Origin of the sequence: Psychrobacter sp. 1Y10 (genome assembly GCF_052259005.1) — a bacterium.
In the GTDB taxonomy this organism is placed as follows: Bacteria; Pseudomonadota; Gammaproteobacteria; order Pseudomonadales; family Moraxellaceae; genus Psychrobacter; species Psychrobacter saeujeotis.
Genome location: NZ_JBQQES010000002.1, coordinates 251,092 through 276,209 on the forward strand (window position 1 = coordinate 251,092; position 25,118 = coordinate 276,209).

27 protein-coding genes are annotated in these 25,118 nt (G+C 43.6%); 13 read left to right on the forward strand and 14 right to left on the reverse strand.

Annotated elements, in window-relative coordinates; genetic code table 11:
* Window positions 1-114: 114 nt before the first annotated feature.
* Window positions 115-942: an inositol monophosphatase family protein gene (locus tag ACTXGH_RS04035; RefSeq protein WP_439295535.1), complete on the reverse strand. Its 828-nt coding sequence runs from the start codon at window positions 940-942 to the stop codon at window positions 115-117.
* A 251-nt stretch (window positions 943-1,193) separates the two neighbouring features.
* Complete coding sequence (gene dxs / locus ACTXGH_RS04040; protein ID WP_439295654.1) at window positions 1,194-3,305, reverse strand: 1-deoxy-D-xylulose-5-phosphate synthase; 2,112 nt, start codon at window positions 3,303-3,305, stop codon at window positions 1,194-1,196.
* Window positions 3,306-3,906: 601 nt separating this feature from the next.
* Between dxs and ribA the strand changes: the two genes are divergently transcribed.
* The 3 genes from ribA (at window position 3,907) to ACTXGH_RS04055 (ending at window position 6,523) form a co-directional block, all read left to right on the forward strand.
* On the forward strand, window positions 3,907-4,590 hold the full coding sequence (gene ribA, locus ACTXGH_RS04045; protein WP_439262187.1) for a GTP cyclohydrolase II: 684 nt from the start codon (window positions 3,907-3,909) through the stop codon (window positions 4,588-4,590).
* Window positions 4,591-4,638: 48 nt separating this feature from the next.
* Entirely contained in the window at window positions 4,639-5,643 is a 1,005-nt protein-coding gene (gene hemF / locus ACTXGH_RS04050; RefSeq protein ID WP_439295534.1) for an oxygen-dependent coproporphyrinogen oxidase, read from the forward strand.
* A 406-nt stretch (window positions 5,644-6,049) separates the two neighbouring features.
* On the forward strand, window positions 6,050-6,523 hold the full coding sequence (locus tag ACTXGH_RS04055; RefSeq protein ID WP_439295533.1) for a c-type cytochrome: 474 nt from the start codon (window positions 6,050-6,052) through the stop codon (window positions 6,521-6,523).
* 88 nt (window positions 6,524-6,611) lie between these two features.
* Here the strand turns inward: ACTXGH_RS04055 and ACTXGH_RS04060 are convergent, their stop codons facing one another.
* The 4 genes from ACTXGH_RS04060 to ACTXGH_RS04075 all read right to left on the reverse strand — a co-directional run bounded on the left by ACTXGH_RS04060 (window position 6,612) and on the right by ACTXGH_RS04075 (window position 10,262).
* Window positions 6,612-7,784: a hypothetical protein gene (locus ACTXGH_RS04060; RefSeq protein WP_439295532.1), complete on the reverse strand. Its 1,173-nt coding sequence runs from the start codon at window positions 7,782-7,784 to the stop codon at window positions 6,612-6,614.
* Between the two features lie 63 nt (window positions 7,785-7,847).
* A complete protein-coding gene (locus ACTXGH_RS04065) occupies window positions 7,848-8,807 on the reverse strand; it encodes a mechanosensitive ion channel family protein (protein WP_439295531.1) in 960 nt (319 codons plus the stop codon).
* A gap of 78 nt (window positions 8,808-8,885) precedes the next feature.
* Window positions 8,886-9,464 (reverse strand): lactoylglutathione lyase, encoded by a 579-nt coding sequence (gene gloA / locus ACTXGH_RS04070; protein ID WP_439295530.1) that lies wholly within the window; start codon window positions 9,462-9,464, stop codon window positions 8,886-8,888.
* A 159-nt stretch (window positions 9,465-9,623) separates the two neighbouring features.
* Complete coding sequence (locus tag ACTXGH_RS04075) at window positions 9,624-10,262, reverse strand: carbonic anhydrase (protein WP_439262197.1); 639 nt, start codon at window positions 10,260-10,262, stop codon at window positions 9,624-9,626.
* Window positions 10,263-10,750: 488 nt separating this feature from the next.
* On the opposite strand from ACTXGH_RS04075, the gene potA reads away from it, so the two are divergent.
* From potA to ACTXGH_RS04095, 4 genes are all read left to right on the forward strand, one after another.
* Entirely contained in the window at window positions 10,751-12,031 is a 1,281-nt protein-coding gene (gene potA / locus ACTXGH_RS04080) for a spermidine/putrescine ABC transporter ATP-binding protein PotA (RefSeq protein WP_439295529.1), read from the forward strand.
* Window positions 12,031-12,918, forward strand: a complete 888-nt coding sequence (potB, locus tag ACTXGH_RS04085) for a spermidine/putrescine ABC transporter permease PotB (RefSeq protein WP_439295528.1) — start codon at window positions 12,031-12,033, stop codon at window positions 12,916-12,918. Before potA ends, potB begins: the two co-directional genes overlap by 1 nt.
* Entirely contained in the window at window positions 12,918-13,748 is an 831-nt protein-coding gene (potC, locus tag ACTXGH_RS04090; protein WP_439295527.1) for a spermidine/putrescine ABC transporter permease PotC, read from the forward strand. The genes potB and potC overlap by 1 nt, the downstream gene beginning before the upstream one ends.
* 107 nt (window positions 13,749-13,855) lie before the next feature.
* Window positions 13,856-14,746 (forward strand): LysR family transcriptional regulator, encoded by an 891-nt coding sequence (locus tag ACTXGH_RS04095; RefSeq protein ID WP_439295526.1) that lies wholly within the window; start codon window positions 13,856-13,858, stop codon window positions 14,744-14,746.
* A gap of 16 nt (window positions 14,747-14,762) precedes the next feature.
* Here ACTXGH_RS04095 and ACTXGH_RS04100 read toward each other — a convergent pair whose 3' ends face one another.
* From ACTXGH_RS04100 to ACTXGH_RS04125, 6 genes are all read right to left on the reverse strand, one after another.
* Entirely contained in the window at window positions 14,763-15,845 is a 1,083-nt protein-coding gene (locus ACTXGH_RS04100; RefSeq protein WP_439295525.1) for a protein kinase domain-containing protein, read from the reverse strand.
* Between the two features lie 3 nt (window positions 15,846-15,848).
* Entirely contained in the window at window positions 15,849-16,298 is a 450-nt protein-coding gene (locus tag ACTXGH_RS04105; protein WP_439295524.1) for a hypothetical protein, read from the reverse strand.
* 90 nt (window positions 16,299-16,388) lie between these two features.
* Window positions 16,389-16,760, reverse strand: coding sequence for a fluoride efflux transporter CrcB (gene crcB / locus ACTXGH_RS04110; protein WP_439295523.1), 372 nt, complete (start codon window positions 16,758-16,760; stop codon window positions 16,389-16,391).
* Window positions 16,761-16,792: 32 nt separating this feature from the next.
* Window positions 16,793-17,830: a tRNA (adenosine(37)-N6)-threonylcarbamoyltransferase complex transferase subunit TsaD gene (tsaD, locus tag ACTXGH_RS04115; RefSeq protein ID WP_439295522.1), complete on the reverse strand. Its 1,038-nt coding sequence runs from the start codon at window positions 17,828-17,830 to the stop codon at window positions 16,793-16,795.
* Between the two features lie 156 nt (window positions 17,831-17,986).
* Window positions 17,987-18,511 (reverse strand): c-type cytochrome, encoded by a 525-nt coding sequence (locus tag ACTXGH_RS04120; RefSeq protein WP_439295521.1) that lies wholly within the window; start codon window positions 18,509-18,511, stop codon window positions 17,987-17,989.
* Window positions 18,512-18,538: 27 nt separating this feature from the next.
* Window positions 18,539-18,940 (reverse strand): hypothetical protein, encoded by a 402-nt coding sequence (locus ACTXGH_RS04125; RefSeq protein ID WP_439295520.1) that lies wholly within the window; start codon window positions 18,938-18,940, stop codon window positions 18,539-18,541.
* A gap of 395 nt (window positions 18,941-19,335) precedes the next feature.
* Here ACTXGH_RS04125 and rpsU point away from each other — a divergent pair, with 395 nt between their 5' ends.
* Window positions 19,336-19,551 carry a 30S ribosomal protein S21 gene (gene rpsU, locus ACTXGH_RS04130; RefSeq protein ID WP_010195908.1) on the forward strand — a complete coding sequence of 72 codons (216 nt, stop codon included), beginning with the start codon at window positions 19,336-19,338 and terminating at the stop codon, window positions 19,549-19,551.
* A gap of 188 nt (window positions 19,552-19,739) precedes the next feature.
* Window positions 19,740-20,189, forward strand: a complete 450-nt coding sequence (locus ACTXGH_RS04135) for a GatB/YqeY domain-containing protein (protein WP_299218393.1) — start codon at window positions 19,740-19,742, stop codon at window positions 20,187-20,189.
* 42 nt (window positions 20,190-20,231) lie between these two features.
* On the opposite strand, the gene ACTXGH_RS04140 is transcribed toward ACTXGH_RS04135, so the two are convergent.
* Window positions 20,232-21,797: a M48 family metalloprotease gene (locus ACTXGH_RS04140; protein WP_439295519.1), complete on the reverse strand. Its 1,566-nt coding sequence runs from the start codon at window positions 21,795-21,797 to the stop codon at window positions 20,232-20,234.
* Between the two features lie 415 nt (window positions 21,798-22,212).
* Here ACTXGH_RS04140 and ACTXGH_RS04145 point away from each other — a divergent pair, with 415 nt between their 5' ends.
* From ACTXGH_RS04145 to thiS, 4 genes are all read left to right on the forward strand, one after another.
* Window positions 22,213-22,683: a sulfurtransferase TusA family protein gene (locus tag ACTXGH_RS04145; RefSeq protein ID WP_439295518.1), complete on the forward strand. Its 471-nt coding sequence runs from the start codon at window positions 22,213-22,215 to the stop codon at window positions 22,681-22,683.
* A 260-nt stretch (window positions 22,684-22,943) separates the two neighbouring features.
* The gene (rpoH, locus tag ACTXGH_RS04150) at window positions 22,944-23,807 is read left to right on the forward strand and encodes an RNA polymerase sigma factor RpoH (protein ID WP_197409062.1); all 864 of its coding nucleotides are present in this window, start codon (window positions 22,944-22,946) and stop codon (window positions 23,805-23,807) included.
* A 104-nt stretch (window positions 23,808-23,911) separates the two neighbouring features.
* Entirely contained in the window at window positions 23,912-24,277 is a 366-nt protein-coding gene (locus ACTXGH_RS04155) for a DUF423 domain-containing protein (protein WP_439295517.1), read from the forward strand.
* A gap of 77 nt (window positions 24,278-24,354) precedes the next feature.
* Complete coding sequence (gene thiS / locus ACTXGH_RS04160; protein WP_058367968.1) at window positions 24,355-24,555, forward strand: sulfur carrier protein ThiS; 201 nt, start codon at window positions 24,355-24,357, stop codon at window positions 24,553-24,555.
* Between the two features lie 164 nt (window positions 24,556-24,719).
* On the opposite strand, the gene hpf is transcribed toward thiS, so the two are convergent.
* Window positions 24,720-25,100, reverse strand: coding sequence for a ribosome hibernation-promoting factor, HPF/YfiA family (hpf, locus tag ACTXGH_RS04165; RefSeq protein ID WP_439295516.1), 381 nt, complete (start codon window positions 25,098-25,100; stop codon window positions 24,720-24,722).
* Window positions 25,101-25,118: the final 18 nt, after the last annotated feature.

Sequence of the window (25,118 nt, forward strand, 5' to 3'; positions counted from 1 at the left end):
TTAAAGGTCTCATCTTATAAAATTACCATAAAAAAAGCTGACCCTATCATAGAGTCAGCTTTTTAAATTTTTTAAACACAACTTTTTAAGTACAGTCTTATTGGTGCAACGCCCTTATACAGCGTCACGCCATGTTGGCACCACTATTTGCATCAATGGTTTTAGTAGCTTGACGTTACAAGCAAAAATAGAGCCTGACTTCATGGAATTATGTGCGCCTGTATGATCAACCACGACTCCGCGTGCCTCTGATACGATCAGCTCACCTGCTGCGATATCCCATGGCTTAATAGACATCTCAAAATAACCATCAAAACGCCCTGCTGCCACATAGCATAAATCAAGTGCTGCCGAGCCCAAACGACGCATTTGACCACCTGCCTCAGACACTTTTTGTAAGCTTTCAAAGTGCTCTTTAGCAAAAGAGATGACTTCACCATTACGATGACGTTCAAGTGGATGACCAGTCGTAAACAACCCACCATCGATGGTCTTACGCTCGCTTACGTTGATACGGCGCTGGTTTAGACGTGCGCCCTTGCCTCGGCTGGCAGAGAACATCTCATCACGAATAGGGTCATATACCACACCGTGCTGAGTAACGCCTTTGTGCTGCACAGCGATCGATACACAAAACTGCGGTACTCCGTGGACGAAGTTTTTGGTCCCATCAAGTGGATCAATAATCCAGCACCAATCTGCATCTTCACCGCGGCCTTCTTGCATACCAAACTCTTCACCCAAAAACGAATGGTTTGGATAATTGCTTTTGAGGGTCTCGATAGTGAGCTCTTCACTAAAGCGATCAATGCGTGTCACTAAACCGTCGATACCTTTTGACTCAGTATCAAACTCAATTTTGTGGCGATTTTGATGCGCGTGTAGAATCTCTGCACCAACTTTTTCGGCAGTACGCGCTGCGATGACGACCATGGGTTCCATAAATAACCTATCTACTTGTTGAATAAATAAAATGAATGAAGACTACAGATATTACTATTGCTTACATAGTTGGCACACCAATTGTCTGCCAATCTATGCCTTTCTTATACGATCTCAAACAGCCTGATCGCAACATACTAAAAACAAAAAACGATAAATAACAGGCTTACCATGGCTAATGGCCACCATCAAAAATCATGCAAGCTGTAAAAAAATTAGCACCTACGGCAAGCAGGTGTTACGCCAAACTATCATGCTTTGAGCGAAGTCAATAAACGCTGTAACTGTGTGACCACGCCATGAGTGTCTAAACCACAATCCGCCAATTGTTCTGCTTGTGAACCATGGGCAATAAAACGATCAGAAATACCGATATTAGCAATAGCTGGACGGCTAACAGCAAATGCAGCAGACGCATTGAGCAAATACTCGTTGACAGCGCTACCTGCACCGCCCATGATCATATGCTCTTCTAAGGTTGCAATATGCGTCACACCTTGCTCAATCAACGTTTCAAGCAAATTGGTATCCAATGGCTTTACCCAGCGCATGTTGACGACTTGCACCTGACAATCACTGGTTGCACCATCAGATGTCAATATCTTGGCCGCTTGCTTGGCCGTCGCTACCATCGTACCAAAGGCCAATAGCGCAAGCTTGTTAGTAGCATGGGCATTTCCCAATACGGTCTCTACCACGGCTTGTCCTATCTTATAGTTCTGTGCTGGACGACTTATCATCGCGCCAGTGCCGATGCCTCGTGGGTAACGAACCGCTGTGCTTCCTTCATACTCATAGCAAGTATTAAGCAGGTGATAGCACTCGTTTTCATCTTTTGGCGCTGCAATAAGCATGTTGGGTACGCAGCGCAGAAAAGCCAGATCAAATACGCCAGCATGGGTTGCGCCATCCTCTCCAACAAGACCGGCTCGATCAATCGCGAATGTCACATCAAGATTTTGCAATGCAATATCGTGAATAAGCTGATCATAACCACGCTGCAAAAAGGTGGAGTATATCGCGACAATGGGCTTGACGCCTTGCGTTGCCATACCGCCCGCAAGTGTCACCGCATGCTGCTCAGCAATGGCCACATCAAAAAACCGCTCTGGGAACTGGCGGGCAAAGTCAATCATCCCAGAGCCCTCTTCCATCGCTGGAGTGATCGCTAATAGCCTATTATCTTGTGCCGCTTTATCGCATAAAAACTGCCCAAACACTTGCGAATACTTTAGTTTAGAAGGCTTATCTTTAGTAGCTTCACTCTCGATAGTCGCTTTATCTTTGGCAAAGTCACAAGCGACAATGTCTTCAGCAGGTAATTTGCTAATGGCATGATAACCGACGGGATCGGCTTCCGCAGGCGCAAAACCTTTGCCTTTGGTCGTATAAATATGTACTAGTACTGGTCCTTTTACCTGTTTGGCAAGTGACAATACTCGTAGCAGCTCAGGAATATTGTGACCATCAAAGGGCCCAAAATAGGTAAAACCAATGGCTTTAAACAAATTGTCTTCTAACTGCGGTACATCACGATGTTCACTATGACGTTTGCGTCGATCAAATGCCTGCATGTTTGGACGATGGCGCAGCACCGGTGCCCCTGTATCTGAGATATCAACTTGATAACCTGACTCCCAAAGCATCGCTAAGTGTCGCGAAAACCCACCAATAGAACACGATATCGACATGTCATTGTCATTTAAAATGACCAATAAATCCGCATCTTGCTGTACAGCATCATTCATAGCCTCAAAAGCCATACCACCAGTCATTGCGCCATCACCAATGACACAAGCAACCGTCTGCGGGCGCCCTTGATAGCGTAGCGCCAAGCTCATACCCAAGCCTGCTGAGATAGACGTTGATGAATGTCCTACGCCAAAAGTATCGTAAACGGATTCCACACGCTCAGGGAATGCTGTCAAACCATTTTTGGCGCGTATACTACTGAGCTTATCGCGACGACCAGTGAGGACCTTATGCGCATACGCTTGATGACCCACATCCCAAACAATCTGATCTTGAGGTGTATCAAGCAAATAATGCAGAGCGATAGTCAGTTCAACCACACCCAGATTCGCCCCAAAATGCCCACCACTTTGACCCGCTGAATACAATAAAAACAAGCGCAGCTCATCGACCAACACGATTAATTGCTCAGTGTTGAGTGCTTTGATGTCTACAGGCGCATCAATTGTATCAAGTAGCGGCGTATAAGGACGCGTGCGCGGTATCTGCTTAAAAGTCTGTTGCAAGCCTGATAGGTGTGCAGCAGAATCGGTAGCCAATGGCCTAGATAGCGACGTATGAGGTGACGCAGATGCTGACTGAGACTGTAAAAAATAAGGTGACTGCTGCATAAATCGTACGATACCTACCAAGCTGCTGACAAAGCGCCATCTTACTATATCGTCATACACCGTTATCATATTGATACGGTGTTATGAAACCATCTACAATAGCTAGGTAGTATATACTGCTATTACTTATAGATTGCGATATGCTTAGCGCATCGTCACTGTTTATTAGTATTTACATGAAACTATTTACATGTTTTGTTTAAATGTACCATTATCATAGACATAAAATAAAAGTAACCATGACAATAGTAAATCAATAACCATATATTGCATACTATGCACAAATGACGATACAGTAATATAAGGGCAAAGACTTGTCACTGTATCCGTTAAAATAGTATGGCATAATAGCATTTTTTTTAAACTGTCGCTTTACTCATCGTGCATCGTCTGTGAACTTTGTGTGTTTTTCTCACAATCACGTTGAAAAGTTATCATTATGAACATTATACAATGATAACCAGCTAGTGACAGTTATTATGAACAGGGGTTTTGCAAACATATAGCTTGCTTATCCCGCTCTTCGACACATAGCCGTTACGATACGACTATGGCCTTTATAATTTCTACTGCCACGATGATCGGCCTATGCAGGACATCAATGTCATATCAATTTATTACCAGTGCAAAACTACCCACTCGTCACGGCGAGTTTGACCTTCATGTATTTGAAAATGAAGACGGTCAAGAACACGTGATGCTTAGTGTTGGCCTACCAGTGGTAGACCCTCTGCCAGAAAAAAACACTATGCAAACACGCCCTATAAAACCTCATACCAAGCCAGTAGAGAGCTCTGTACCTTTAGTGCGCATCCATTCTGAATGCTTGACAGGCGATGCTTTTGGCTCGTTAAAATGCGATTGCGGACCACAGCTTAATACGGCTATGGAGGCAATACAAGCGACTGGCTACGGTGCTATTTTATATCTGCGTCAAGAAGGTCGCGGTATTGGATTGACCAATAAAATTCGTGCCTATGCTTTGCAAGATCAAGGCCATGATACCCTAGATGCCAATCTTATGTTAGGGCTGCCTGCTGACGCGCGCATCTATGATATGTGTGGCCCTATGCTTGCTCATGTAGGCGTTGATGAAGTTCGTCTTATTACCAACAACCCGGATAAAGTGTCTTATTTAACGGACAATGGTATCAATGTCGTTGAGCGGGTACCATTGGTGGTCGGGGTCAATGACAGCAACGCTGATTATTTGGCCACCAAACGTGACCGTATGGGTCATCTGCTTGATAAAGAGTTTTATACCAAAGCTCATCTTAATAAATAAACTTATCATCAAAAATCTTTACCAACGGCTATAGTGATAGAAATTTTTATGAGCATTCCCAATCTAAACAGTACTCCCAAACACAATACTGATGCTAACGGCAACCAAACCACGCCGACACCTGATGACATCACACGTGTACGTGAGTTTTTGGTTGACCTACAAGCGCGTATTTGTCAAACACTAGAAGCGCAAGAGCGTGACGGCGGCGGCGATGCAACCTTTGTTCCTGACGACTGGGAGCGTCCAGAAGGTGGGGGCGGACGCTCGTGTGTTTTAGCAGATGGCAAGGTCATCGAAAAAGCAGGTGTCATGTTTAGCCATATCCATGTTCATAACTTGCCCGCTTCAGCAACTGCTCGTCACCCTAACATTGCCGGTCGCAAGGCACAAGCAATGGGTGTATCTCTAGTCGTACATCCCAAGAATCCAAACGTCCCTACCAGCCACGCTAACGTGCGTTTATTTGTCGCAGAGGCTGCAGGCGAAGATCCTATTTGGTGGTTTGGTGGCGGTTTTGATTTGACGCCGTTCTATCCTGTATTGGCTGACTGTGTTCATTGGCATCAAGTCTGTCATAATCTGTGCACGCCCTTTGGTGACAGCGTCTATCCTGATTTTAAACAGTGGTGTGATGAATACTTTCATTTGCGTCATCGAGATGAGCAGCGCGGTATTGGTGGTCTATTCTATGATGATGTCAATACTGAGAGTCGTGGCTGGGATTTTGAGACCTGCTTTGACTTTATGAAAGCGGTAGGTAATGGTTACCTTGAAGGTATCGTGCCTATTTTTGAGCAGCGTAAAGACATCCCTTATACTGATGAGCAGCGCGAATTTCAGCTGTATCGTCGCGGTCGTTATGTCGAGTACAACCTTGTCTATGATCGCGGCACTTTGTTTGGGCTACAAAGTAATGGCCGTATCGAGTCTATCTTGGTAAGCATGCCGCCCCTTGCCAGTTGGCATTATCGCTTTGAGCCAGAGCCTGACTCACCTGAGTTTGAGCTAACCGATTTTTATCTAAAACCGCGCGATTGGTTGACTTTATAATCCTTGTTGGCATAATGGAGCTTACAATGGTCAATCAGTATTTTTAGTATAATCTATACCGTATAGTGGTCATTGTATTGCGCTTATACCTAACGATATTTTATAAACTGTCTATTCTTTATGGACAGCATCGTATCCAATTACGAATGAAGGTCAGCTTTTATAGCTGACCTTTATTTTTATAGTGCTATTAATTATAAAGTTACATGCGCTTACAAAAGTGTACGCAAGAGACCTACATCTATCATAGCATCCACCGTTACATTAAAGACAATGCATATAGAATAGACACTTATGAGTAACCATTGTTTATAGGCGTCTATTTTATATTTTACATAACCATCTCATTTAAGGATTGGCATTGGTTAGATGCTTCCTATTAGCCACGTATAAAGGAGTTATATACATGACACAAGTTCACGCTAACAAATCGATAAAATCAATCTTCGGCGTTACGCTTATGGCAGCGGCACTTGGCCTCACCGCTTGTAGCAGCCCTACTCATCCTGATGTTAAAGCGCGTCAAGATATTATGAAAAATTATGGCGATTCAATGAAGGTCATGGGCGGCATGGTCAAAGAACCAGATACCTTTGATGCTGAAGTATTTCAAGAGCAAGCCGCGTTTTTGGCGGAAGAGTCTAAGACCCCTTGGAATCATTTTGTAGATGCTGAAGCTGTTGGTAATGCAAAAGAAGAAGTTTGGAGCAACAACGAGGATTTTATTGCTCGTTCAGAAGATTTCCAACAAGCCAGTGCTGAGCTTAATATGGCGGCATCAACGGCAACCAGCGCCAGCGATATCGAAGCTGCTTTTGGTGCGGTTGGTAAAAGCTGTAAGTCATGCCACGATGACTATCAAGTAGAAACAGATAACTAAAACAGTCTAAATCAAAGATTATGGTTAATCATGCGTTGTTGGTGACCATAATCTATAAGGTATAAAGGGTCAGCAGTGCGACTAGCTTCTAGGTTTCGTCAGCGGCAAACAGTACGTTGCGTACCACAGAGCGAGAATCTGCCGACCCACCAAGCGAGCCTGACAGCACTCCCACCGCTGCCAAAAAGGCAGCCAGTCGCATATGAGCGGCAAAGGTAGCACCGTCTTTATCAGAAGTCCATGTGCTCATCAGTGCATCCGGAAACACAAACACCACCACGCCGTACATCAACACGCCAAACATAAAAAACATACAAATTAAGGTCAGTACCAGTGCCAAATAGGTGGCTGCCGCTGTAACCACTGAACTCTCCGACGTCTGCCCTCGCCGTGTTGCAATCAGCCGAAAAGAAAAAGCTCGATATAGCACAAAGCTGGCTGCCAAAAAACTTGTAATCACAAAGACTGTGAGCTGTCCGTAGGAAACTGAAGCAGCAAAATCCCATGTCTCCCCGCCAAATATAAGGACGATAATCACTGAAAGCGCTGTTGCGATCATGGTTGGTAGCTTGGTGGTAATGCGTAACGGATTCGCTCTAATAGCGCCGCGAAATATTCGAGGAAGGTTGCCTAAGATGTGACGTATGATAAAGGTAAGCTTACCGCCCCTAGAGTAACGATCATTGGCTTCTTGTGGCAAATTTTTGACCATCTGCTGCTGCTGAATCACTGTGAAATGTCGCATGGCGTCAAGATCGTCTGACATCTCCACTCGCGCCAAATAGTTGGTTGGCTCCTTTGTATAGCTTAGGTTGAGCAGTCGCCCAAAGCAGTGCAGCATTATCGTGGTAAGTCGCTCGGTACGAAGCCCTTTTTGTAAAAGCTTGTCCTCTCCATGATCGACCAAGCGGCGCGTGGAGATTACAGCCACGTTCGTAAGCTGCGATGGCAGCGCAAGAAGGTAGGACATCGACGCGGCGGCAATCTCCACATCTGTAACGATAAGCAAAAAGGCCAGTTTGCGTTCAGTCTTTTCGTTGATACCGATCTGTACAAAGTCGAGGGCTTGGTAGCCTTGCTTGCTAGGAGTAAGGCTATGCCCTGTAAAGGAAAACGACGACACCTCAATATCCAACGTCTTTTGGACAACTTGATTAAACGCAACCATAGCTGCTTCAGTTAAGGTATCTAAAGCACTGTGGTCTTGTTTTTGAGCCACGCTAAGTTTCATGACTCCAAGGGCGATGGTTCTTTTAGTCATAGGCGAAGACTACTCAACGTAGACAAACATTGTGGCCAAAGCAGAGGCCTTATTGTAATCAAGCTATTTTTCAGCTTTATCGGTATTAACAGCTTGATGTTCATTTAATCTATTGACGATGGCTTTTACTGAAGGATCGCTTAGATCTATCGTCCTTATTGGGAAGGGGATATTGATATCTGCTGCATCCAGCGCTGTCTTAATCTCAACGATGACTTGATGAATCGAGGCGACTTTGTTTGCTTGAGTACCATCTTCGATAAACCAGCGTACTGTCAGATCTATAGACGAGCCACCAAAGCCAGTTGCGATAACACTTGGTTTAGCTTTCGTCGATACGCTATCGGCCTTATCTAACGCACGTAAAATCTCCGCTTTTGCCGTCTCAATATCGTCTTCATAGCCGATACCGACTGCCACTTGCAGACGGCGCTGCTTATACGCCGTATTGACAGTCAATGCTGACGTATACAGATCTGAGTTTGGAATGACCACTTGCCGACCATCATAAGTCCTGATAGTCGTCGCACGGATTTTGATGTCTTCAACAGTCCCTTCATAATCGCCTGAGACAATCTGATCGCCGATACGAAAGGGTTCTGAGAGCAGCAGCAAAATACCAGAGAGCAGGTTTTGAAAAATATCTTTAAACGCAAAGCCAATGGCGACCGAACCGATACCAAGTGCACCAATCAGCTTGGCAGGCGTAAAACCTGGCACTGCAATGACCATGGCTATCATAAAGCCAATAAAAATAATCAGTGCCCCGCCTACCCGCTGAAACACTTTGACCAGATTTTGATGTCGACTCCGACTACCTAATAGTTTGTGAACGATTTTTTTAAATACTATTGATAAAAACCAAAAAATTAGGATAACGATAATTGATGCAACAAAATATGGAATACGCTCGACAAAACCAACCAATATCTCATTTGCTGAATCTATGATGCTATGATACGTCAGCTCATCGGGCGTGGTAGCTGGATCAACAGCAATGGTGTCTGCCTCAGGGCTAGGCATATAGGGGAAGCTCCTTAAGTTATTTACCTTTTTTATTAAGTCATTGTCTTTCAGTCATTGTCTTTTGGACGCTGCAATTTAACGCATCAAGTCAGCTTGTACAATCTCAATCCAGTAACCATCGACATCTTTGATAAAGGCGATATTTTTCATACTGCCATCTTCAGGACGTTTTTTAAATTCCACATCGTTTGTATCAAACCAAGCTATCGCTTCATCTAAATTGGGTACGCTAAAGCAAATATGACCAAAGCCTTGCGGCTCGCTATTGCCATCATGGTAGCTAAAGTCGGTCTTGTTTTCAGTACCATAGTTGTGGGTCAGCTCTAAAATACCGCGTTGACGGAACGCAAAGATTTCCAAGTCACTACCTGCTGGCAAGTTTTCGCGCTCGCTTTCTGTCAGCTTGGCCAAAAAGTATAAATCAAATTCCATATCAGGGAACTTTTTTACCGCGAGCAAAGTCATACCCAGTACGCCAGTATAAAACGCTAAGGACTTAGCAGGGTCTTTTACCCGTAGCATGGTGTGGTTAAATGTAAAACCTGTGGTTTGAGCGGAGATGGATTGGACACCATTTGCGTTTACGCTACTTGTAGGCTGGGTTATCGTTGAATTGTGGTTATCAGTTGTCGAGTTAGAGGCTAAATTAGACATAATCATCCTAATAAGTGACAAAAAGTGATTGGGAAGCTAGCAAACCACTGTAACTATAGTAGCGATCTGCTAAGCCACTTCATCGTAATAAAAATTCATAAAACTATTGATAAAGTTTTGTAAGAGCGTGTCTTTAATATGCTGAGCTTATGATACTGACTAGTTCTCTAAAAACCGTACTTTTCCTGTCTCTAAGTCATACTCTGCACCAACGATAAGCAGCTGACCACTATTGGTTAGATCTTCTAGCGCACGCGAACCATGTTTTAGTTGACTGACTGACATACGCACATTAGCACTGATAGAACGCTCAAGTAATTCGTCCGCATCTACGTCTTGACCATTGGCCGTCGCAAGCTCATGCAAGTTATAAACGCTTGGGCGAATACGATCGACGATAGATTGTAAGTTGGGCGTATAGTTCTGCTCAGGGTTGATAAGCGCTTCAACACAAGCCGTCACCGCACCGCAGTGTGAATGTCCGAGCACCACCACCAGCTTGGTACCGAACTTTTCGGCTGCAAACTCAATTGAACCGATTTGTGATGGTGCCACCACATTACCTGCTACCCGAATGACAAATAAATCACCCAAACCTTGATCAAAGACAATCTCAACGGGCACGCGTGCATCTGAGCAGCCCAAAATTATCGCTAGTGGATCTTGATCATTGACAAGCTCAGGGCGTCTTTGCATACAGGGGTCGGTATTAGTCAGGCTATCGACGTAACGTGCGTTGCCTTCTTTTAAAAGCTCGAGTGCTTCTTGACCTGTTTTTGGGCGTGTATCATTCGGCATAAAGTGTCCTTAATTATTGATAATTATTAGAGCATTAAATGGCTTTAGATTTATTTTCTAGCGATTACTTAGCTCGTGGTCTATTAGTAATTCTTAAGCCTTTTGGCTCATTATATTGGTCAGCCATGAAGTAATTGTATAGGAATAGAGGCTAAAAAATGATAAAAAAATTGTGTTAAAGTCATTTTTTCAATTAAAAACTAGAAGTAGTCTCTAGAGCGTATTAGATTTTCGCGTACGTTTCGGCTTTACACAAATGATGAACCTCTCAAATTATACATAGAAATACTAGGAAGATGCTTTAAAAAATAGCAACACTTTTGCCGTCACAGCCTACGCAACAAATAACGAACTTGGCTTAATTTATATTAAGGGTTTGTTATAATGTATAGTAACCAGACCACGCTTATGCTTTGCCAAACCACGTTGTTTACAGTGTCTTATCTTAAAAGATGTACTGACATGCTGGACACTTAGGAACGAATATTATGACCGACTCATCTACGAATACGCCCTACAACCTTGCATCATCTGACACTGTACTGTTACAACTGACTGGTCTAAAAAAAACTTACGATCAAACAGAAGTATTAAAAGACATCAACCTTGATATCAAGCATGGTGAATTTTTAACCTTGCTTGGCCCATCAGGTTGTGGCAAGACGACACTACTGCGCCTAATCGCTGGGTTTGAACAGCCAAATGCTGGGGCAATATATTTGGATGGCGTACAGATGGCAGGTCTGCCCGCCGATAAGCGTCCGGTTAATACTGTGTTTCAGCAGTATGCGTTGTTTCCACATATGAGTGTCGCACAAAATGTCGCTTATGGTCTTAAACTCAAAAAAGTCCCCAAAGCTGAGATTCAAACGCGGGTGCGCGAGATGCTGGCGATGGTACAGCTCGAGCACTTAGCCAATCGCAAACCACAAGATCTATCAGGCGGTCAGCAGCAGCGCGTCGCCATTGCACGTGCGGTGATTAATCGCCCTAAGTTGCTACTGCTTGATGAGCCACTATCAGCGCTTGATCACAAGCTGCGTCTGCAGATGCAATCTGAGCTAAAAAGGTTGCAACGAGAATTAGGTATTACTTTCGTTTTCGTCACTCACGACCAAGAAGAAGCGCTATCTATGTCAGACCGTATCGCGGTGATGAAAGACGGTACATTCCAGCAAATTGGCACGCCGATTGAGATTTATGAAACCCCTGCCAATTTATTTACCGCCAAATTCATTGGTGAAACCAACCTATTTAAAGCCGAAGTGAAAGGTCTCTATCCTGATCAGCCAGATCGTGATGGACGAGTGACCAATGGGCGCATTGAGGTTGAGGTCTGTGAAGCACAGGCGCAAGACGGGCCAACGACGTTACGTAATTTGCGCCGCCCTGATTTTGCTAACGGTGTACAAGTGGGTGATATCGTTAATTTACTACTCCGCCCTGAGGATTTGCGAATTTATGATCCCAATGATAAAGAACATGGTGGCTTACTCGGTCATGTTATTGAGAGTAACTATAAAGGCAGCACCTTAGATTCGATTATTGAGTTAGCAAACGGTCATATTATTAAAGCCTCTGAGTTCTTTGATGAGGATGATCCTAGCTTTGATTATAAATTGAATGAAGCAGTCAAAGTCTCATGGGTGGATGGTTGGGAATGGGTATTGCCAGAAGACCATCTGACGGAGCGGAATGCACCTGAACAAAATGAAGCTGGGCAAAACGTATTGGCGCAAAATAAAATTGTGCAAAAGGACGGCAGCTGATGGCAGGTAATAGCCGTTTCAATTTGGGCAGCAAAACCCCTTTCCGCACCGCAACGCTTTGGTTGATCTGGGGTTGGCTACTGATATTTGCGTTATTGCCAAATATATTGGTGATCGCTGTCAGCTTTCTGACTCGCGATAGCAGTGCTTTTATTAGCTTGCCTGTTAGTATCGACAGCTATATACGCATGATTGACCCATTGTATTTTGAGGTCTTCGTCCATTCGTTATGGATGGCAGGCATTACCACGGTCATCTGTTTATTGCTTGGTTACCCTTTTGCGTGGCTGATATCCAAAGCGAAAGTGCGTTGGCAGCCGCTGCTGATGATGCTATTAATACTGCCGTTTTGGACCAACTCTTTAGTGCGGACTTATGCACTAAAATTGCTGTTCGCCAATAATGGTTTGATTAATAAAACCCTACTAGCGATAGGCGCTATCGATGCCCCTATTGATATTTTATACACCCAAGGCGCGGTAATAGCAGGTTTAACTTATTTGTTATTCCCGTTTATGGTATTACCGCTCTATGCAGTATTTACTGATTTGCGTAATGACATGCTGCTCGCTTCGCAAGATTTGGGCGCTTCAAAAACGCAGACCTTTTGGCACGTGGTACTACCATTGACTACACCTGGGATTATCTCAGGGGTGCTATTAGTGTTATTGCCAGCAATGGGTATGTTCTATGTGGCAGATATTTTGGGTGGCTCGCGCAATTTATTGGTTGGTAACATTATTAAAAACCAATTTTTGGATGCGCGCGATTGGCCATTCGGTGCAGCAGCCAGCGTATTATTGACCCTTGCAATGGCCGTACTATTACTCGCCTATCGTGCCAGTAGCCGCCGCATTGGCAAGACCGACTTTAATGAGGTGGCCTAATGTCTGATAATTCATTAAGCAACTCATCAAGTCGCTCATCCGTTAAGAATAAAAGTTCTATGAGGATTGGCAACATAGCCGCTAAGGGCTATCTTGGCCTGATTTATACTCTGTTGTATTTGCCCATTATCGTCTTGGTGGTAATGTCATTTAATAAGTCAAAAATTGGCTACAACTGGGGCGGCTTTAGCCTCAAATGGTACGAGTCGCTGTTTAATAACCAAGCGATGCTTGATGCATTTTGGCATTCTATTGTATTAGGTTTGGTCGCTGCGACCGTCTCAACGTTGATAGGAACGTTGACTGCCCTCGCACTACATCGTTACAACTTTCGCGGCAAAGGTCTGTTAAATGGGCTGTTATTTGTACTGATGATGTCACCTGAGATTGTCTTGGCTATCTCATTGCTCGCATTATTCTTATTAATTGGTCTGCAATTAGGTTTCGTATCGCTGTTACTCGCGCACATTACCTTTTGCCTGCCGTTTGTAGTCATCACGGTGTTTGCACGCTTAAGCAGCTTAGATGAGCGCCTGATGGAAGCCGCGCGTGATTTGGGCGCTAACGAATCAACGATGGTGCGTACAGTACTGATTCCCGTCATTCTGCCAGCGGTAATGGCAGGTTGGTTGCTTGCATTTACCCTGTCTTTAGATGACGTGGTGGTATCAACCTTTGTCACCGGCCCAAGCTATGAGATTTTACCGCTACGAATTTATTCGATGGTGCGGGTAGGACTCAAGCCAGAAGTAAACGCCATTGGTACGTTGTTGCTTGCCGCTTCTCTTATCTTAGTCATTATCTCGCAGCTGCTGTTACGTCGGCGCTAGTTATTAACAATCTATTAATAAGAAACTTTTAATAATAGCATTTGAGTGGAATTCACTGCTACATTAGTTATAATGAATTTTTCTCACCTCAGCGATCAGGTTGCCTTATGTTAGAACTCCGCCATCTCAATACTTTAACGGCATTACGAGCGCATGGCTCTTTGGCCGCAGCTGCTGATGAGCTGCACGTCACCGCTTCTGCAGTGTCGCATCAGCTAAAAGAGCTAGAGAATTACTACGATATTAGCTTGGTCAATCGCCGCACACGTCCGCTCACCTTTACGCCTGCGGGTAAAACGGTACTGGCATTGGCAGACAGCATCATGCCGCAGGTCACCCGCACCAAATCCAATCTTAAACGCTTAGCTCACGGTCAAGCTGGCAGATTACGCCTAGCGTCTGAATGTCATAGTTGCTTTGATTGGCTGATGCCGATACTCAATCATTACCGCCGTGAATGGTCAGATGTGGAGCTGGACTTTGCGACTGGCTTTGAGCCTGAACCGCATCATCTGTTGATGGAAGGTGATATTGACCTGCTCATTACCACCAGTGATTTACCGATAGAGGGTATCAGCTATCAGCCCCTATTCGAGTATGAGAGTCGCTTGGTGTTATCGCCAACGCATGATTTGGCCGCGCAAGAGTTTATTGAGCCCAGTGATTTAACTGATGAGACTTTGATTGCTTATCCGGTGGAAGCCAAGCGCCTTGATATTATCGCCAACTTTATGACACCTGCAGAGGTAAGTTTTGCGAGTATTCGTACCACAGAGTTGACCGCGATGCTTATTCAGCTAGTCGCTAGTGAGCGCGGCGTAGCGGCATTACCTGACTGGGTAGTGGCAGAATATGAGAAAAAAGGCTGGGTGGTTTCAAGACCCTTAGGGGATGGCGTACATTGTCAGCTGTATGCAGCGACGCGTACCTCAAGTCAAGATACCGCGTATATGCAGGGGTTTGCGAGTTTGTTGGAAGGGATTGTGAAGCCGGTTTAACATTTTACTATAGTTATCAAGTGTTTTCTGCAACCCAATCATAATCAGGATCAAACCCACCGTCATTTATAACTTTCATAATAAAATTATATTCTTGAAAATCGTCATTCCTATACACTAACCAACTAAATAGACGAACAATCGCATCTATCGAAGGGCGGTCTTTACCATTCATTGATAATAAGTGATCTAGAGTTAGTTTTAAACCTAAAGAAACACTATCTAGGTTTATTGTATATTCTTCAGGAAGATTAGCACGATGACGACGTAGGGCTGTTATATCCTCTATATGTTTTACATCGAATGGCTCTTTTCCAAAAATTAATGTATAAGCATAAACACCAAACGCCCAAGAATCATAATTTTCCGTATTATTACCCTTTTCTAAGAAGTCTGGCGGCATACAGACGAAAGATGATAGAACTCTACGATTATTATCTTGAAAAACAGCATCTAAGTCTAAGTCTCTTACTTTATCATAAACTTCATTATATATAGAGTTTTCATCACTATCGTCTCTTTGGCAATTACCCATATCAAGAAATTTAACTCTTGGATCGTTTTCCACACTAGTTGGATCCATCCAATGGTTTGCAAGTAGTAGTATATTTTCTGGATGTAAATCTCTATGTACGTAACCAACCTTATTAAAATAATTCATACTAGATGCAATACGATGTAAGAGTGAAATCTTATCTTTAATTGTATATTCACTTGTATCTAACTCAGAGAGAAGCTCACCTTCTTCATATAAATAACCGAAGTAGTAAACTGAATTATTATATAAACTGCCTAAATAAACCTTTATAGTAGGTAACGGATAACTGGTCTCAGGTCCTATAAATCGACTTATATCAGAAGTAAATTGACCATCTTTCGGCCGCGAATTAGCTGGGTTATACATTAGAACTGAATATTCAAGCTTAAACCTCTCTATTTCAACAGAGTTTCTAGGCGCAATCAAAAACTTAAAAACAACTTTTTCATCACCTTTTTTGTATAAACTACTTAAAGCACTTTGCCCACCTAATCTTTTAACGAATTTAAAGCCATCTATTTCTAATAGGTCCAACTTCTCTAATAACGCGTCAGAAATCATAAGCTATTTCTCATCATCTTTTTCAATATTGAAATGAGTGCAGTACAACATAATCTCGCCTCTGAATTCTATAGGTAACTCATCGAAGCTAGACACTACAGCGTAATCCCTACTTTCTAGCCAATCTATAATTTTATTTTCGTTTTCTAGATCATCAATCTCGTCCTGAATATTAATGAAATCATCAACATTACTACTGTATATTAATCGATAGTTCATAGTGTCTGGAACTGTTATCTCATAAGCTTCACCGTATTCAGCAGCTTGATGACAATTACGAGTACAAAAAATAGTCTCGCTTCTGGCTTTAATTCCAAATTTATCGTCAAACCATTGGTCTGCAATTTTATGTACAAAAAGATCAGAGTCTTTTGGTCTTCTCGGTCTCATCAAATTTTCGTTTTTATTTAGACCAAACTTTACTGAGCCTGTAAACCCTCTGAATATTTTCATGATTAGTGTTCTATTCCTTATATAATAATCCAGAAAATATATAGGATAACTCTTATATCAAACGACTAAACGAGCAACATCTACCAAAGCTCACAAAACCATCTTAAAAAAGTAAAACCCAAGCGCGGTTGCTAGCAAAGTCAGTCCGACGTGCAACCCTATCAGTGCCAAACCTGCCAGCAGCCGTCCATCATGCATAAAACTAAATACCTCAGCGCTAAAAGTGCTAAAGGTCGTCAGCCCGCCCAAAAATCCTGTTATCACAAATACCCGTACATGATCAGACAAATGGCTTCCCATTCGCTCAAACCATACCAGCGCCAGACCAATTAGCAGACCGCCCAACACATTTGCGCCAAGCGTACCAAGCGGTATCCAGCTGTGCAGCAGATTAAAACGTGTTAACCACGCTCGCAAGCAAGCTCCAAGTGCTGCTCCTAAACCAATGGCGAGCCACTGCATAGATTATCCTTAGTTTGTATGGATTTGAAACTTTATACCGCAGGCAACTCGGTCATCGGCCAACGCGGAATACAGCTAACTGCCAAATCATCTGACTGACCCGCTTGTAGACGCTCATAGCCTGCATAAGCAATCATCGCCCCATTATCAGTACATAACGCTGGCGGCGCATAATGCACAGTGGCATTAATTTTGGCCAGCTCAGCTTCTAAGGTCTCGCGCAGATGCGTATTGGCACTGACGCCGCCCGCAATCACTAAGCGGCTCATGCTGACTTGCTTAAGCGCTTTCACGCATTTTTTGACTAGTGTATCAACCATAGCATGCTGAAAGCTTGCGGCAATATCGGCGCGCACTTGTGGATCGCTATCAGAGCCAGCAGTGTCTTTGATAAGGTTATGCACGGCTGTTTTCATACCGCTAAAAGAAAAATCCAAGCCGCGATGTAACATTGGTCTTGGCAGACTGTAGGCATTTTTATCGCCATTTTCAGCCAGTTTGGCAATATTAGGACCGCCAGGATAAGGCAAGCCTAGCATTTTGGCGGCTTTATCAAAGCACTCACCTGCGGCATCGTCGATCGACTCACCCAAAATTTCATACTGCCCGATGCCACGGGCGGCGATCAGTAGCGTGTGCCCACCAGACACCAATAGTGAAACAAATGGAAAGTCTGGCGGATTGGCGCCCATCAGCGGTGCGAGCAAATGCCCTTCCATATGATGGACCCCAATCGCAGGGATATCCAAGCCATATGCCAAGCTGCGACCAAACAAGGCGCCCGTCATCAATGCACCGATCAAGCCTGGGCCTTTGGTATAAGCGATGGCATCGATCTCGCTTTTTTTGACATCACACTGCTCGAGCAGCTCATTGAGCAAAGGTACCAGCTTACGTATATGATCACGGCTGGCAAGCTCGGGCACCACACCGCCATAGAGCGCATGCAACTCTATCTGTGAATACAGTACTTGTCCGACCAAACCTTGATTGTCATCATGCATCTGCTCACTGTCAAAGATCGCCAGCCCCGTCTCATCACAAGAGGTCTCTAAACCCAATACCTTCATAGTTTTGCCTTTATGCTTTTGTCTTCATATCGTTTTTTGCGATGTTTTTCATTATTTAGCATCTAAAAAAATATGCATAAAAAAACCGTCATTGTCAGTCACAATGACGGTCAGTTTAGCAAATTTCAATAGCCAATATGCTCTATATATAGAGTATCACTGAACTGCCTCGACCATATAATCAACCGCAGCATAAACTTGCGCTTCACTTATCTTATCAGTCGCTTGCGCTGGCATCTTATTAAAACCTTTAGCTGAATGCATATGTAGCGTCTCTATACCTTTAGCAAGACGCGGTGCCCATGCAGCCTTATCACCGTATTTGGGCGCATCGAGCAGACCTGCTTCGTGACAGACTTTGCAATTGGACTCATACAGCTTTGCTCCTGCATCAGCTGCCAACATCTCAGGCTCAGCAGCCGTTTCTTGCTCTGTTTCTTCAGTCATCGCTACTTTAACTGGCTCAGCTTCCACTTCAACCATAGGTTCAGCTTCGACCACAGGTTCAGGCGTCATGGTTTCAGGATCTGCTACAGATGCTTCTTCTACCACTGTGCTTGTCTCAGCAGGTTCATCCATCGTGGCAGACTCGTCAGCAGTGTTATTATCACCACTACAAGCACTTAATAACAGCAATGTGCTAATACTAAAAGCAGATAAAGTTAGTTTGTTTATCATCATAACTCCCCTCTTAGTTTATGTTAGCAGCTACTCATTCGTTTCTGGTTCAGCATCAGTTTCTGTTGCTGCAGTATCAGTAGCTGGCGTAGTTGCACTATCAGTCGTAGTTGCGTCGGTATCGTCAGTAGTGGCTTCTGCTGTAGCAGGCTCAGTCATGCCTTCTTGTGTAGTCATAGTAGCATCTGCTTCTGTACCATCTACAGCAGTGTCATCGGCTCCCTCTACAGGCATTGGCGCTGTCTCTGGAAACTCCATGTCTTCAGCTTCAGGAGCATTTTGACGAGCCAATTCAGCGGCTTCTTCTACTTTGTCCACTGCTAAGACCTCATGTGACTCGCCGTCTTTGTCACCACTACAAGCGGTAACACCCAACCCAAGAGTAACAACCATTGCTGCGCTTAACGCTGTATTTAGTACTGTTTTTTTCATTCCAACACCTTTAATAAAATGGAGACAGCATCTTGAATATGCCTACTACTAGATGGGAATTATCATAGCATAAACTCAAACCAAACCGTTATACGCAGTAAGGTTTTTTATTCACTCTTCTCTTATCTACCTACCTTAGCTTTAAGCGTGTCTATAAAGGCTTGTAAAATGGACAATAATGCATGTTTATCGTCCATTTTACACGACAATACCCATCGTTAAACGCACTAAAAGCATTGACTTTGTTGCTATTTTTTATTAAAATACCTGCCCTTGTGCTATAGCACAAATTATCCTAGTTTGAGCTGATGCCGGTAATCTTGAGATATTACGGCTAAATACTAATACACAGCCAAACTAATGCCCTTATATCTCATCCTAATCAAGGAGTCTTCATGCCTGCAGTTAAGGTTAAAGAAAACGAACCAGTTGATATCGCTATCCGCCGTTTCAAACGTGCTTGTGAAAAAGCTGGTGTATTATCAGACGTACGTAAGCGTGAGTTTTATGAAAAGCCAACGCAAGTACGCAAACGTAAAAAAGCTGCTGCCGTAAAGCGTTATAAGAAAAAACTGCAACGCGAAACTATTCGTACCACTCGTATGTACTAATCACTAATACGATTAGTTAAGTACAAGCGCTACACTAACGCCACTGTTATCAATAAATAACAGTGGCGTTTTTTATGCTACAATTTTTGTTATTGCTGTTGTTTACACAGACTTTTATTAATAGGTCAATCATAAAGCACCTTCTTAAAAGCCTAACGAATAAAACTTAACGAATAAGGATAATAATAGTGAGCCAACTTAAACAGAACTTATCGGACAATATCACAGCCTCTATGAAAGCGCGTGAGCTTGAGCGCGTCAAAGTACTACGCAATGTGCAAGCGGTCGTCAAACAAATCGAGATTGACCGTCAAAAAGAGCTTGATGATGCAGGCGTCTTAGAAGTGCTACAAAAGCAGCTAAAACAACGCCAAGAGTCGTTAGCTATCTTTACTGAAAATAGCCGTGATGACTTGGCAACCAAAGAGCAGTTTGAGATTGATATCATCAATGAGTTTATGCCGCAGCAGATGAATGACGCTGAGCTGGCCGCCTTAGTCAATGCAGAAATCAAAGAACAAGGCGCAACCTCAATGCGTGATATGGGTAGTGTCATGGGCGTACTGAAAAATAAGACTGCTGGTCGCGCTGATCCTGCACTCATCTCAAAACTGGTAAAAGACGCGCTACAAGGTTAATCCTTACTGTTTAAAGATAGCCGCTGCTATCTAAACAACCGCCTAAGGTTTAAAATCTTTGGCGGTTTTTACGTTTTTAATTTCTTGTTCGATATTGGCCAGTAATGGACGAGCACTGCTGCTCTTTGCGCTAGCGTCCAATTGTTCGACCAGTCGTTTGGCCTGCGTAAGTGAGATAAGTGCCGACTCGTAACGACCATTCCATAGCTGATCATGACTGCGATAACGCAGCGCATTAATCGTGGCGATACGGGCTACTTGCGGCGATGGAGCAGTTTTGGCCAGCTTCTCATTGGCCAGCTGCAGGCTTTGCCACGCATAGCGATCGCTTGGCTGCTGCTGGGTCAAAGGCTTGAGTAGCGCTTGTGCTTGGGTCGGCTGATTATCATTGGTCAATGCTTCTGCCAGATACAATCGCAAATCGCGGCGCTCAGGATAGAGGCGCTGCTGCTCTGCTAATACGTCTGCTGCCTTGGTCCAGTTGTTTTGTTCACTTAACACTTGGCTATAGGTGATAGATAATAGCGGCTCTAGTATTTGTCGCTCAGCTGCCGGCAAGCCTTGTAACTGCTGCATTGTTTTATTTGCTTCATCAAAGCGCTGCTGCTCTCCATACCAGTGTGCTAACGCCAGTTTTGCCCCGACGCTATTGCGGGCAGCAGTCGTTAGAGCGGTTTCTGAGACGTGCTGGCCCATGGTCTGTACTCGCCAGTAAAGCAGATCAAATAAAGCTTGATGGCGCTGCTGCTGGATCAATGATAAAGGTGGATAACGCTGAGCTCGACTTTGTGAGTCGCTTAGGCGTTCATTACTAAGTGGATGCGAGCGTACAAAGCTTGGCAAAAATCGATTGGCAACTTGATTTAGCTGGTGTTGCTGATTCATTGTAGCAAAGAATCTTGGCATTGCTCGTGGGTCGTAGCCTGCCTGTGTCATAATTTGCATGCCCACACGGTCAGCTTCGCGTTCATTATTACGGCTAAAAGCCATGCTACTGTTCATAGCTGCGGTTTGGCTGCCCATCATGACAGCAGCGCCAGCATCCCCGTCAGCTGCTGAGGCAGCAATCGCTGCCAACATGCCGCCTATTTGCATCAGCATGGCTTTTTTGCGCTCATCTGCACCGCTTTCGTAATGTCGCTGGCTAATATGGGCAACTTCATGTGCCACAACGCTTGCCAGCTCATCCATACTATTTGCCGCTAGTATCGTTCCTGTATTGATACCGATGACCCCTCCTGGCGCAGCAAAAGCGTTGATACTTGGATTATCAATAATGACTACCGCCAGTGGTGCTTGCTGCCGTACTTGAGCATTGAGACGCCATGTCATGTCTTTTATGGTCTCTTGAACCCAAGGATCATGCTCCATCTTGGCACGGCCATTGATATTTTGTAGTGACCACTCACCCAGCAGCTTGTTTTGATACTGGTCAGCGAAGCTTAGACCCTGACCTTGCAAATTTGGTAGCTGTAACTCATCAGATTTTTCGGTTTGCCAAGTGCCATACGTTGAGCCTGTCATTAATGCTGATGGCGTTGATGATGTTATCGGCTGCGGGGTAACAGTAGCAGCATAGCTCTGATGACCAACAAGTAGCGGGAGCATAAGCAGGCCTGCATATCGTAATATAGACTTTTTGCATAGCCAAGATAACCGCCATAATCGAGTCTGCGGTTTGTCGGCTGTACGCTGATCTGCTATAAGCTCGTTGCTTAAAAGGCTATTTAAATAATTCAAAGGTATGTCCTGTTCTATTAGCTACTAATGGCCATAGCGTTTTTTGACTATACGAGGTTGGCTATACAAGGTCAATTTTTATGATGATTTTAATAGCTCAATCATAGCGTTGACTATATTCAACTGCTTTTGCTCTACTACAGTTTGTTATAATATAACCGTTATTTCAAAATAGTTATGTTTCATATTGACGATGTTTTTACTTTGCAGTAATTTGCAACGATTTTAAACGTTGGTTTTTAAAGTTTAATTAATCATGGCTCAGATGTTAAGGATTTTATCTATGTCTGCAAAAGGCAATTTAAATACTACGATATACACACCTCATCAGGTCTGTTTGCAGCAATCATTATCTGCTACCGAGCAAGATAAGATTGCGTCTTTACTGCGTTTATTACCAACCTACTACATCAATTATATTGAGTCAGCTGAGGCCGTAGACCATACCCAGCCTGTCATTAAAATAAAAAATATGGTAGATGGACGCGGACTTGCTTGTCCAATGCCACTACTAAAAACCAAAGTCGCACTGCGTAGTGTAGCGAGTAGTGAGTCGTTATATGTCGTAGCAACTGACCCCAACTCTCAAGCAGATATTGCAGCATTTTGTCAGCAGTCGCGTAAGCCCAATGATACTGACCAGCTGCTTTTGACTCTCAATCAAATGACTACTGAGCAAGAGACGGATAACACTTCGATGAAGACTTCCGATACAATATTTCACTTCATCATTACCAAAACCGATAGCAACTAAGCGTCGCTATCCTTTACAATTGAGATAACACAGAATTTTATCTGAATATTTGCTTATTTAATGTTTGCTTACCTATATTAACCAAGGTCAAGAATATGACTACTCCATCTACTGAATCGTCCACAACAAAAAAGACGCAAGACAGTGCTGGTACTGAAAAAAATGCTGCACGTGAAGCGGCGCTAAATGCGGCAGCGCAGCGCCCGCCTTATGATGCTAGTGCACTAGAGGACACCAGTACGCGTGACTTAGTACCTGCCATGCCAACCCATCTGTCTGCACCAGGGGTGAACTTGGGTGCGTATATCAATACTGTCCATCAGATCCCTATCTTGACACCGACGCAAGAGCAAGAGCTTGCCCATCGCTACTACGATGAAGGCGATGTCGAAGCTGCGCGCTTATTGGTCATGTCACATTTGCGTTTTGTTATTCATATTGCACGCAGTTACTCAGGGTACGGTCTACCGCAGGCTGATTTGATTCAAGAAGGCAATTTGGGATTGATGAAAGCGGTTAAACGTTTTGATCCTAATAAAGGCGTACGTTTGGTATCCTTCGCGGTGCATTGGATTAAAGCTGAAATCCATGAATTTGTAATTCGTAACTGGCGTATCGTTAAAGTTGCCACTACAAAAGCCCATCGTAAATTATTCTTTAATTTACGTAGTCTAAAAAAGACCAATAATCAGCTGACGCTAGAAGAAGCGGATGCTATCGCAAAAGACTTGAATGTCACACGCAAGCAAGTGCTAGAGATGGAGTCACGTCTGACGTCTTACGACGCCTCGTTTGAGACCCAATCAAGTGACGATGATGATGGACGTTATGCGCCGCAGTTGTTTTTAGAAGATGGTATTGATCCTGCTGAGATGATAGAGGAGTCTGATTGGGAAGAAAGTAACTCATCAGCATTGATTGCAGCGATGGATACCTTAGATGACCGCTCGCGCGATATCGTCGAGCAGCGTTGGCTGACAGAGCAAAAGTCTACCTTGCATGAGCTGGCTGCCGTCTACTCTATCTCAGCGGAACGGGTACGTCAGATTGAAAAAAATGCCATGGATAAAATTCGTGATGCGATGACTATTGAAAGCGTTATTTTGCCTGATGACATTCAATAACCATATTGTCTGATATAAAAATTGAGCTCATAAAATAATATTCAATCAATAGTCAGATATAATTTTAATAGTCTAAACGTATTACTTATAATAAGTGTGGTCGCATGGTGAATTGGATAAGTGTTGCAGCGATAAATCTCGCTATCGCTATCGGTCTAGGCGCGTTTGGAGCGCATGCTATCAAAAGCATGGTGAATGCACAGCAGCTTGATTGGTGGCATACGGCAACGCTATATCTGTTTATTCATGCACTTGGATTATTGGTTATCGGACTCTTGATTCGTCTAGGCTATGCGACTTATGTCAGCGCTTGGCTGCTGCAGATTGGTATTATTATATTCGCTGGTAGCTTATTTGCGATGACTCTAGGCGCCCCGCGTTGGTTTGGCGCTATCACGCCTGTAGGCGGTGTCTTATTGATAGCAGGATGGCTATGGCTCGCCATTACTGTATTTAAAATGAGTAAATAACGATAAACCGTTATAACCTTAATATAACCCATCGAATAGCTATTGAATTAAATCATTGTTTTGAGGGAGCAAATATTATGAGTACTATTCATGTTAATGGAAGAACCTTACAGACCACGCATCAAACTGTGCAATTGGTTGTCAATGAGTTGGGACTGAGTAGTGGTCGCTATGCGGTCGAAGTCGATGGTGAGCTTGTCCCTAAAAGCGAGCTTGCACAGCTACGTATCGTTGAAGGTATGAATATAGAAGTCGTACAAGCAGTCGGTGGTGGTTAGATCGTATCTCTGCCTTTTGTATCAAATGAATAACATATAAAAAGACCTTAACACATGATGTGTTAAGGTCTTTTTATATGTTATTCATTCCTCTTGTCTTGGTTTTTTATTGTATTTATTATGACTTTATTGCTTGATTTTCTTATTAACTATCTCATGATACATTAAGTCGCTGGAGCAACTTCAACTCCTGATAACTCTTCATAGCGACCATCACGTCCTGCACCGCGGACTTTTTTGCGTTCTTGACGAGTTTTATACTTGCGTACTTGTCTATCAAGCTTGTCTGCCATCTCATTAATGGCTTTATACATATCATCTTCACACGCTTGGACGAACATTTCTTGACCTGAGACTCGCATGATCGCTTCGGCTTTATGACTCTTTTTGCCGCCGTCGTTTGCACCGCTATTATCTAGCGATAGTATCACTTGAATACTTTGAATCTGGTCAAAGTGACGCTCTACTTTTTCAAGCTTCTCACGTACAGCTGTGTTCATTGCATCGGTTACGCTGATATGGTGACCACTGATAGAAACGTTCATATGCTGATCCTTATATTT

Coding starts and splice junctions, on each gene's coding strand:
- ACTXGH_RS04035 (WP_439295535.1), bottom strand. CDS start 942: ATGGAACCCATGGTCGTCATCGCAGCGCGTACTGCCGAAAAAGTTGGT.
- dxs (WP_439295654.1), bottom strand. CDS start 3,305: ATGCAGCAGTCACCTTATTTTTTACAGTCTCAGTCAGCATCTGCGTCA.
- ribA (WP_439262187.1), top strand. CDS start 3,907: ATGTCATATCAATTTATTACCAGTGCAAAACTACCCACTCGTCACGGC.
- hemF (WP_439295534.1), top strand. CDS start 4,639: ATGAGCATTCCCAATCTAAACAGTACTCCCAAACACAATACTGATGCT.
- ACTXGH_RS04055 (WP_439295533.1), top strand. CDS start 6,050: ATGACACAAGTTCACGCTAACAAATCGATAAAATCAATCTTCGGCGTT.
- ACTXGH_RS04060 (WP_439295532.1), bottom strand. CDS start 7,784: ATGACTAAAAGAACCATCGCCCTTGGAGTCATGAAACTTAGCGTGGCT.
- ACTXGH_RS04065 (WP_439295531.1), bottom strand. CDS start 8,807: ATGCCTAGCCCTGAGGCAGACACCATTGCTGTTGATCCAGCTACCACG.
- gloA (WP_439295530.1), bottom strand. CDS start 9,464: ATGTCTAATTTAGCCTCTAACTCGACAACTGATAACCACAATTCAACG.
- ACTXGH_RS04075 (WP_439262197.1), bottom strand. CDS start 10,262: ATGCCGAATGATACACGCCCAAAAACAGGTCAAGAAGCACTCGAGCTT.
- potA (WP_439295529.1), top strand. CDS start 10,751: ATGACCGACTCATCTACGAATACGCCCTACAACCTTGCATCATCTGAC.
- potB (WP_439295528.1), top strand. CDS start 12,031: ATGGCAGGTAATAGCCGTTTCAATTTGGGCAGCAAAACCCCTTTCCGC.
- potC (WP_439295527.1), top strand. CDS start 12,918: ATGTCTGATAATTCATTAAGCAACTCATCAAGTCGCTCATCCGTTAAG.
- ACTXGH_RS04095 (WP_439295526.1), top strand. CDS start 13,856: ATGTTAGAACTCCGCCATCTCAATACTTTAACGGCATTACGAGCGCAT.
- ACTXGH_RS04100 (WP_439295525.1), bottom strand. CDS start 15,845: ATGATTTCTGACGCGTTATTAGAGAAGTTGGACCTATTAGAAATAGAT.
- ACTXGH_RS04105 (WP_439295524.1), bottom strand. CDS start 16,298: ATGAAAATATTCAGAGGGTTTACAGGCTCAGTAAAGTTTGGTCTAAAT.
- crcB (WP_439295523.1), bottom strand. CDS start 16,760: ATGCAGTGGCTCGCCATTGGTTTAGGAGCAGCACTTGGAGCTTGCTTG.
- tsaD (WP_439295522.1), bottom strand. CDS start 17,830: ATGAAGGTATTGGGTTTAGAGACCTCTTGTGATGAGACGGGGCTGGCG.
- ACTXGH_RS04120 (WP_439295521.1), bottom strand. CDS start 18,511: ATGATGATAAACAAACTAACTTTATCTGCTTTTAGTATTAGCACATTG.
- ACTXGH_RS04125 (WP_439295520.1), bottom strand. CDS start 18,940: ATGAAAAAAACAGTACTAAATACAGCGTTAAGCGCAGCAATGGTTGTT.
- rpsU (WP_010195908.1), top strand. CDS start 19,336: ATGCCTGCAGTTAAGGTTAAAGAAAACGAACCAGTTGATATCGCTATC.
- ACTXGH_RS04140 (WP_439295519.1), bottom strand. CDS start 21,797: ATGCTCCCGCTACTTGTTGGTCATCAGAGCTATGCTGCTACTGTTACC.
- ACTXGH_RS04145 (WP_439295518.1), top strand. CDS start 22,213: ATGTCTGCAAAAGGCAATTTAAATACTACGATATACACACCTCATCAG.
- rpoH (WP_197409062.1), top strand. CDS start 22,944: ATGCCAACCCATCTGTCTGCACCAGGGGTGAACTTGGGTGCGTATATC.
- ACTXGH_RS04155 (WP_439295517.1), top strand. CDS start 23,912: ATGGTGAATTGGATAAGTGTTGCAGCGATAAATCTCGCTATCGCTATC.
- thiS (WP_058367968.1), top strand. CDS start 24,355: ATGAGTACTATTCATGTTAATGGAAGAACCTTACAGACCACGCATCAA.
- hpf (WP_439295516.1), bottom strand. CDS start 25,100: ATGAACGTTTCTATCAGTGGTCACCATATCAGCGTAACCGATGCAATG.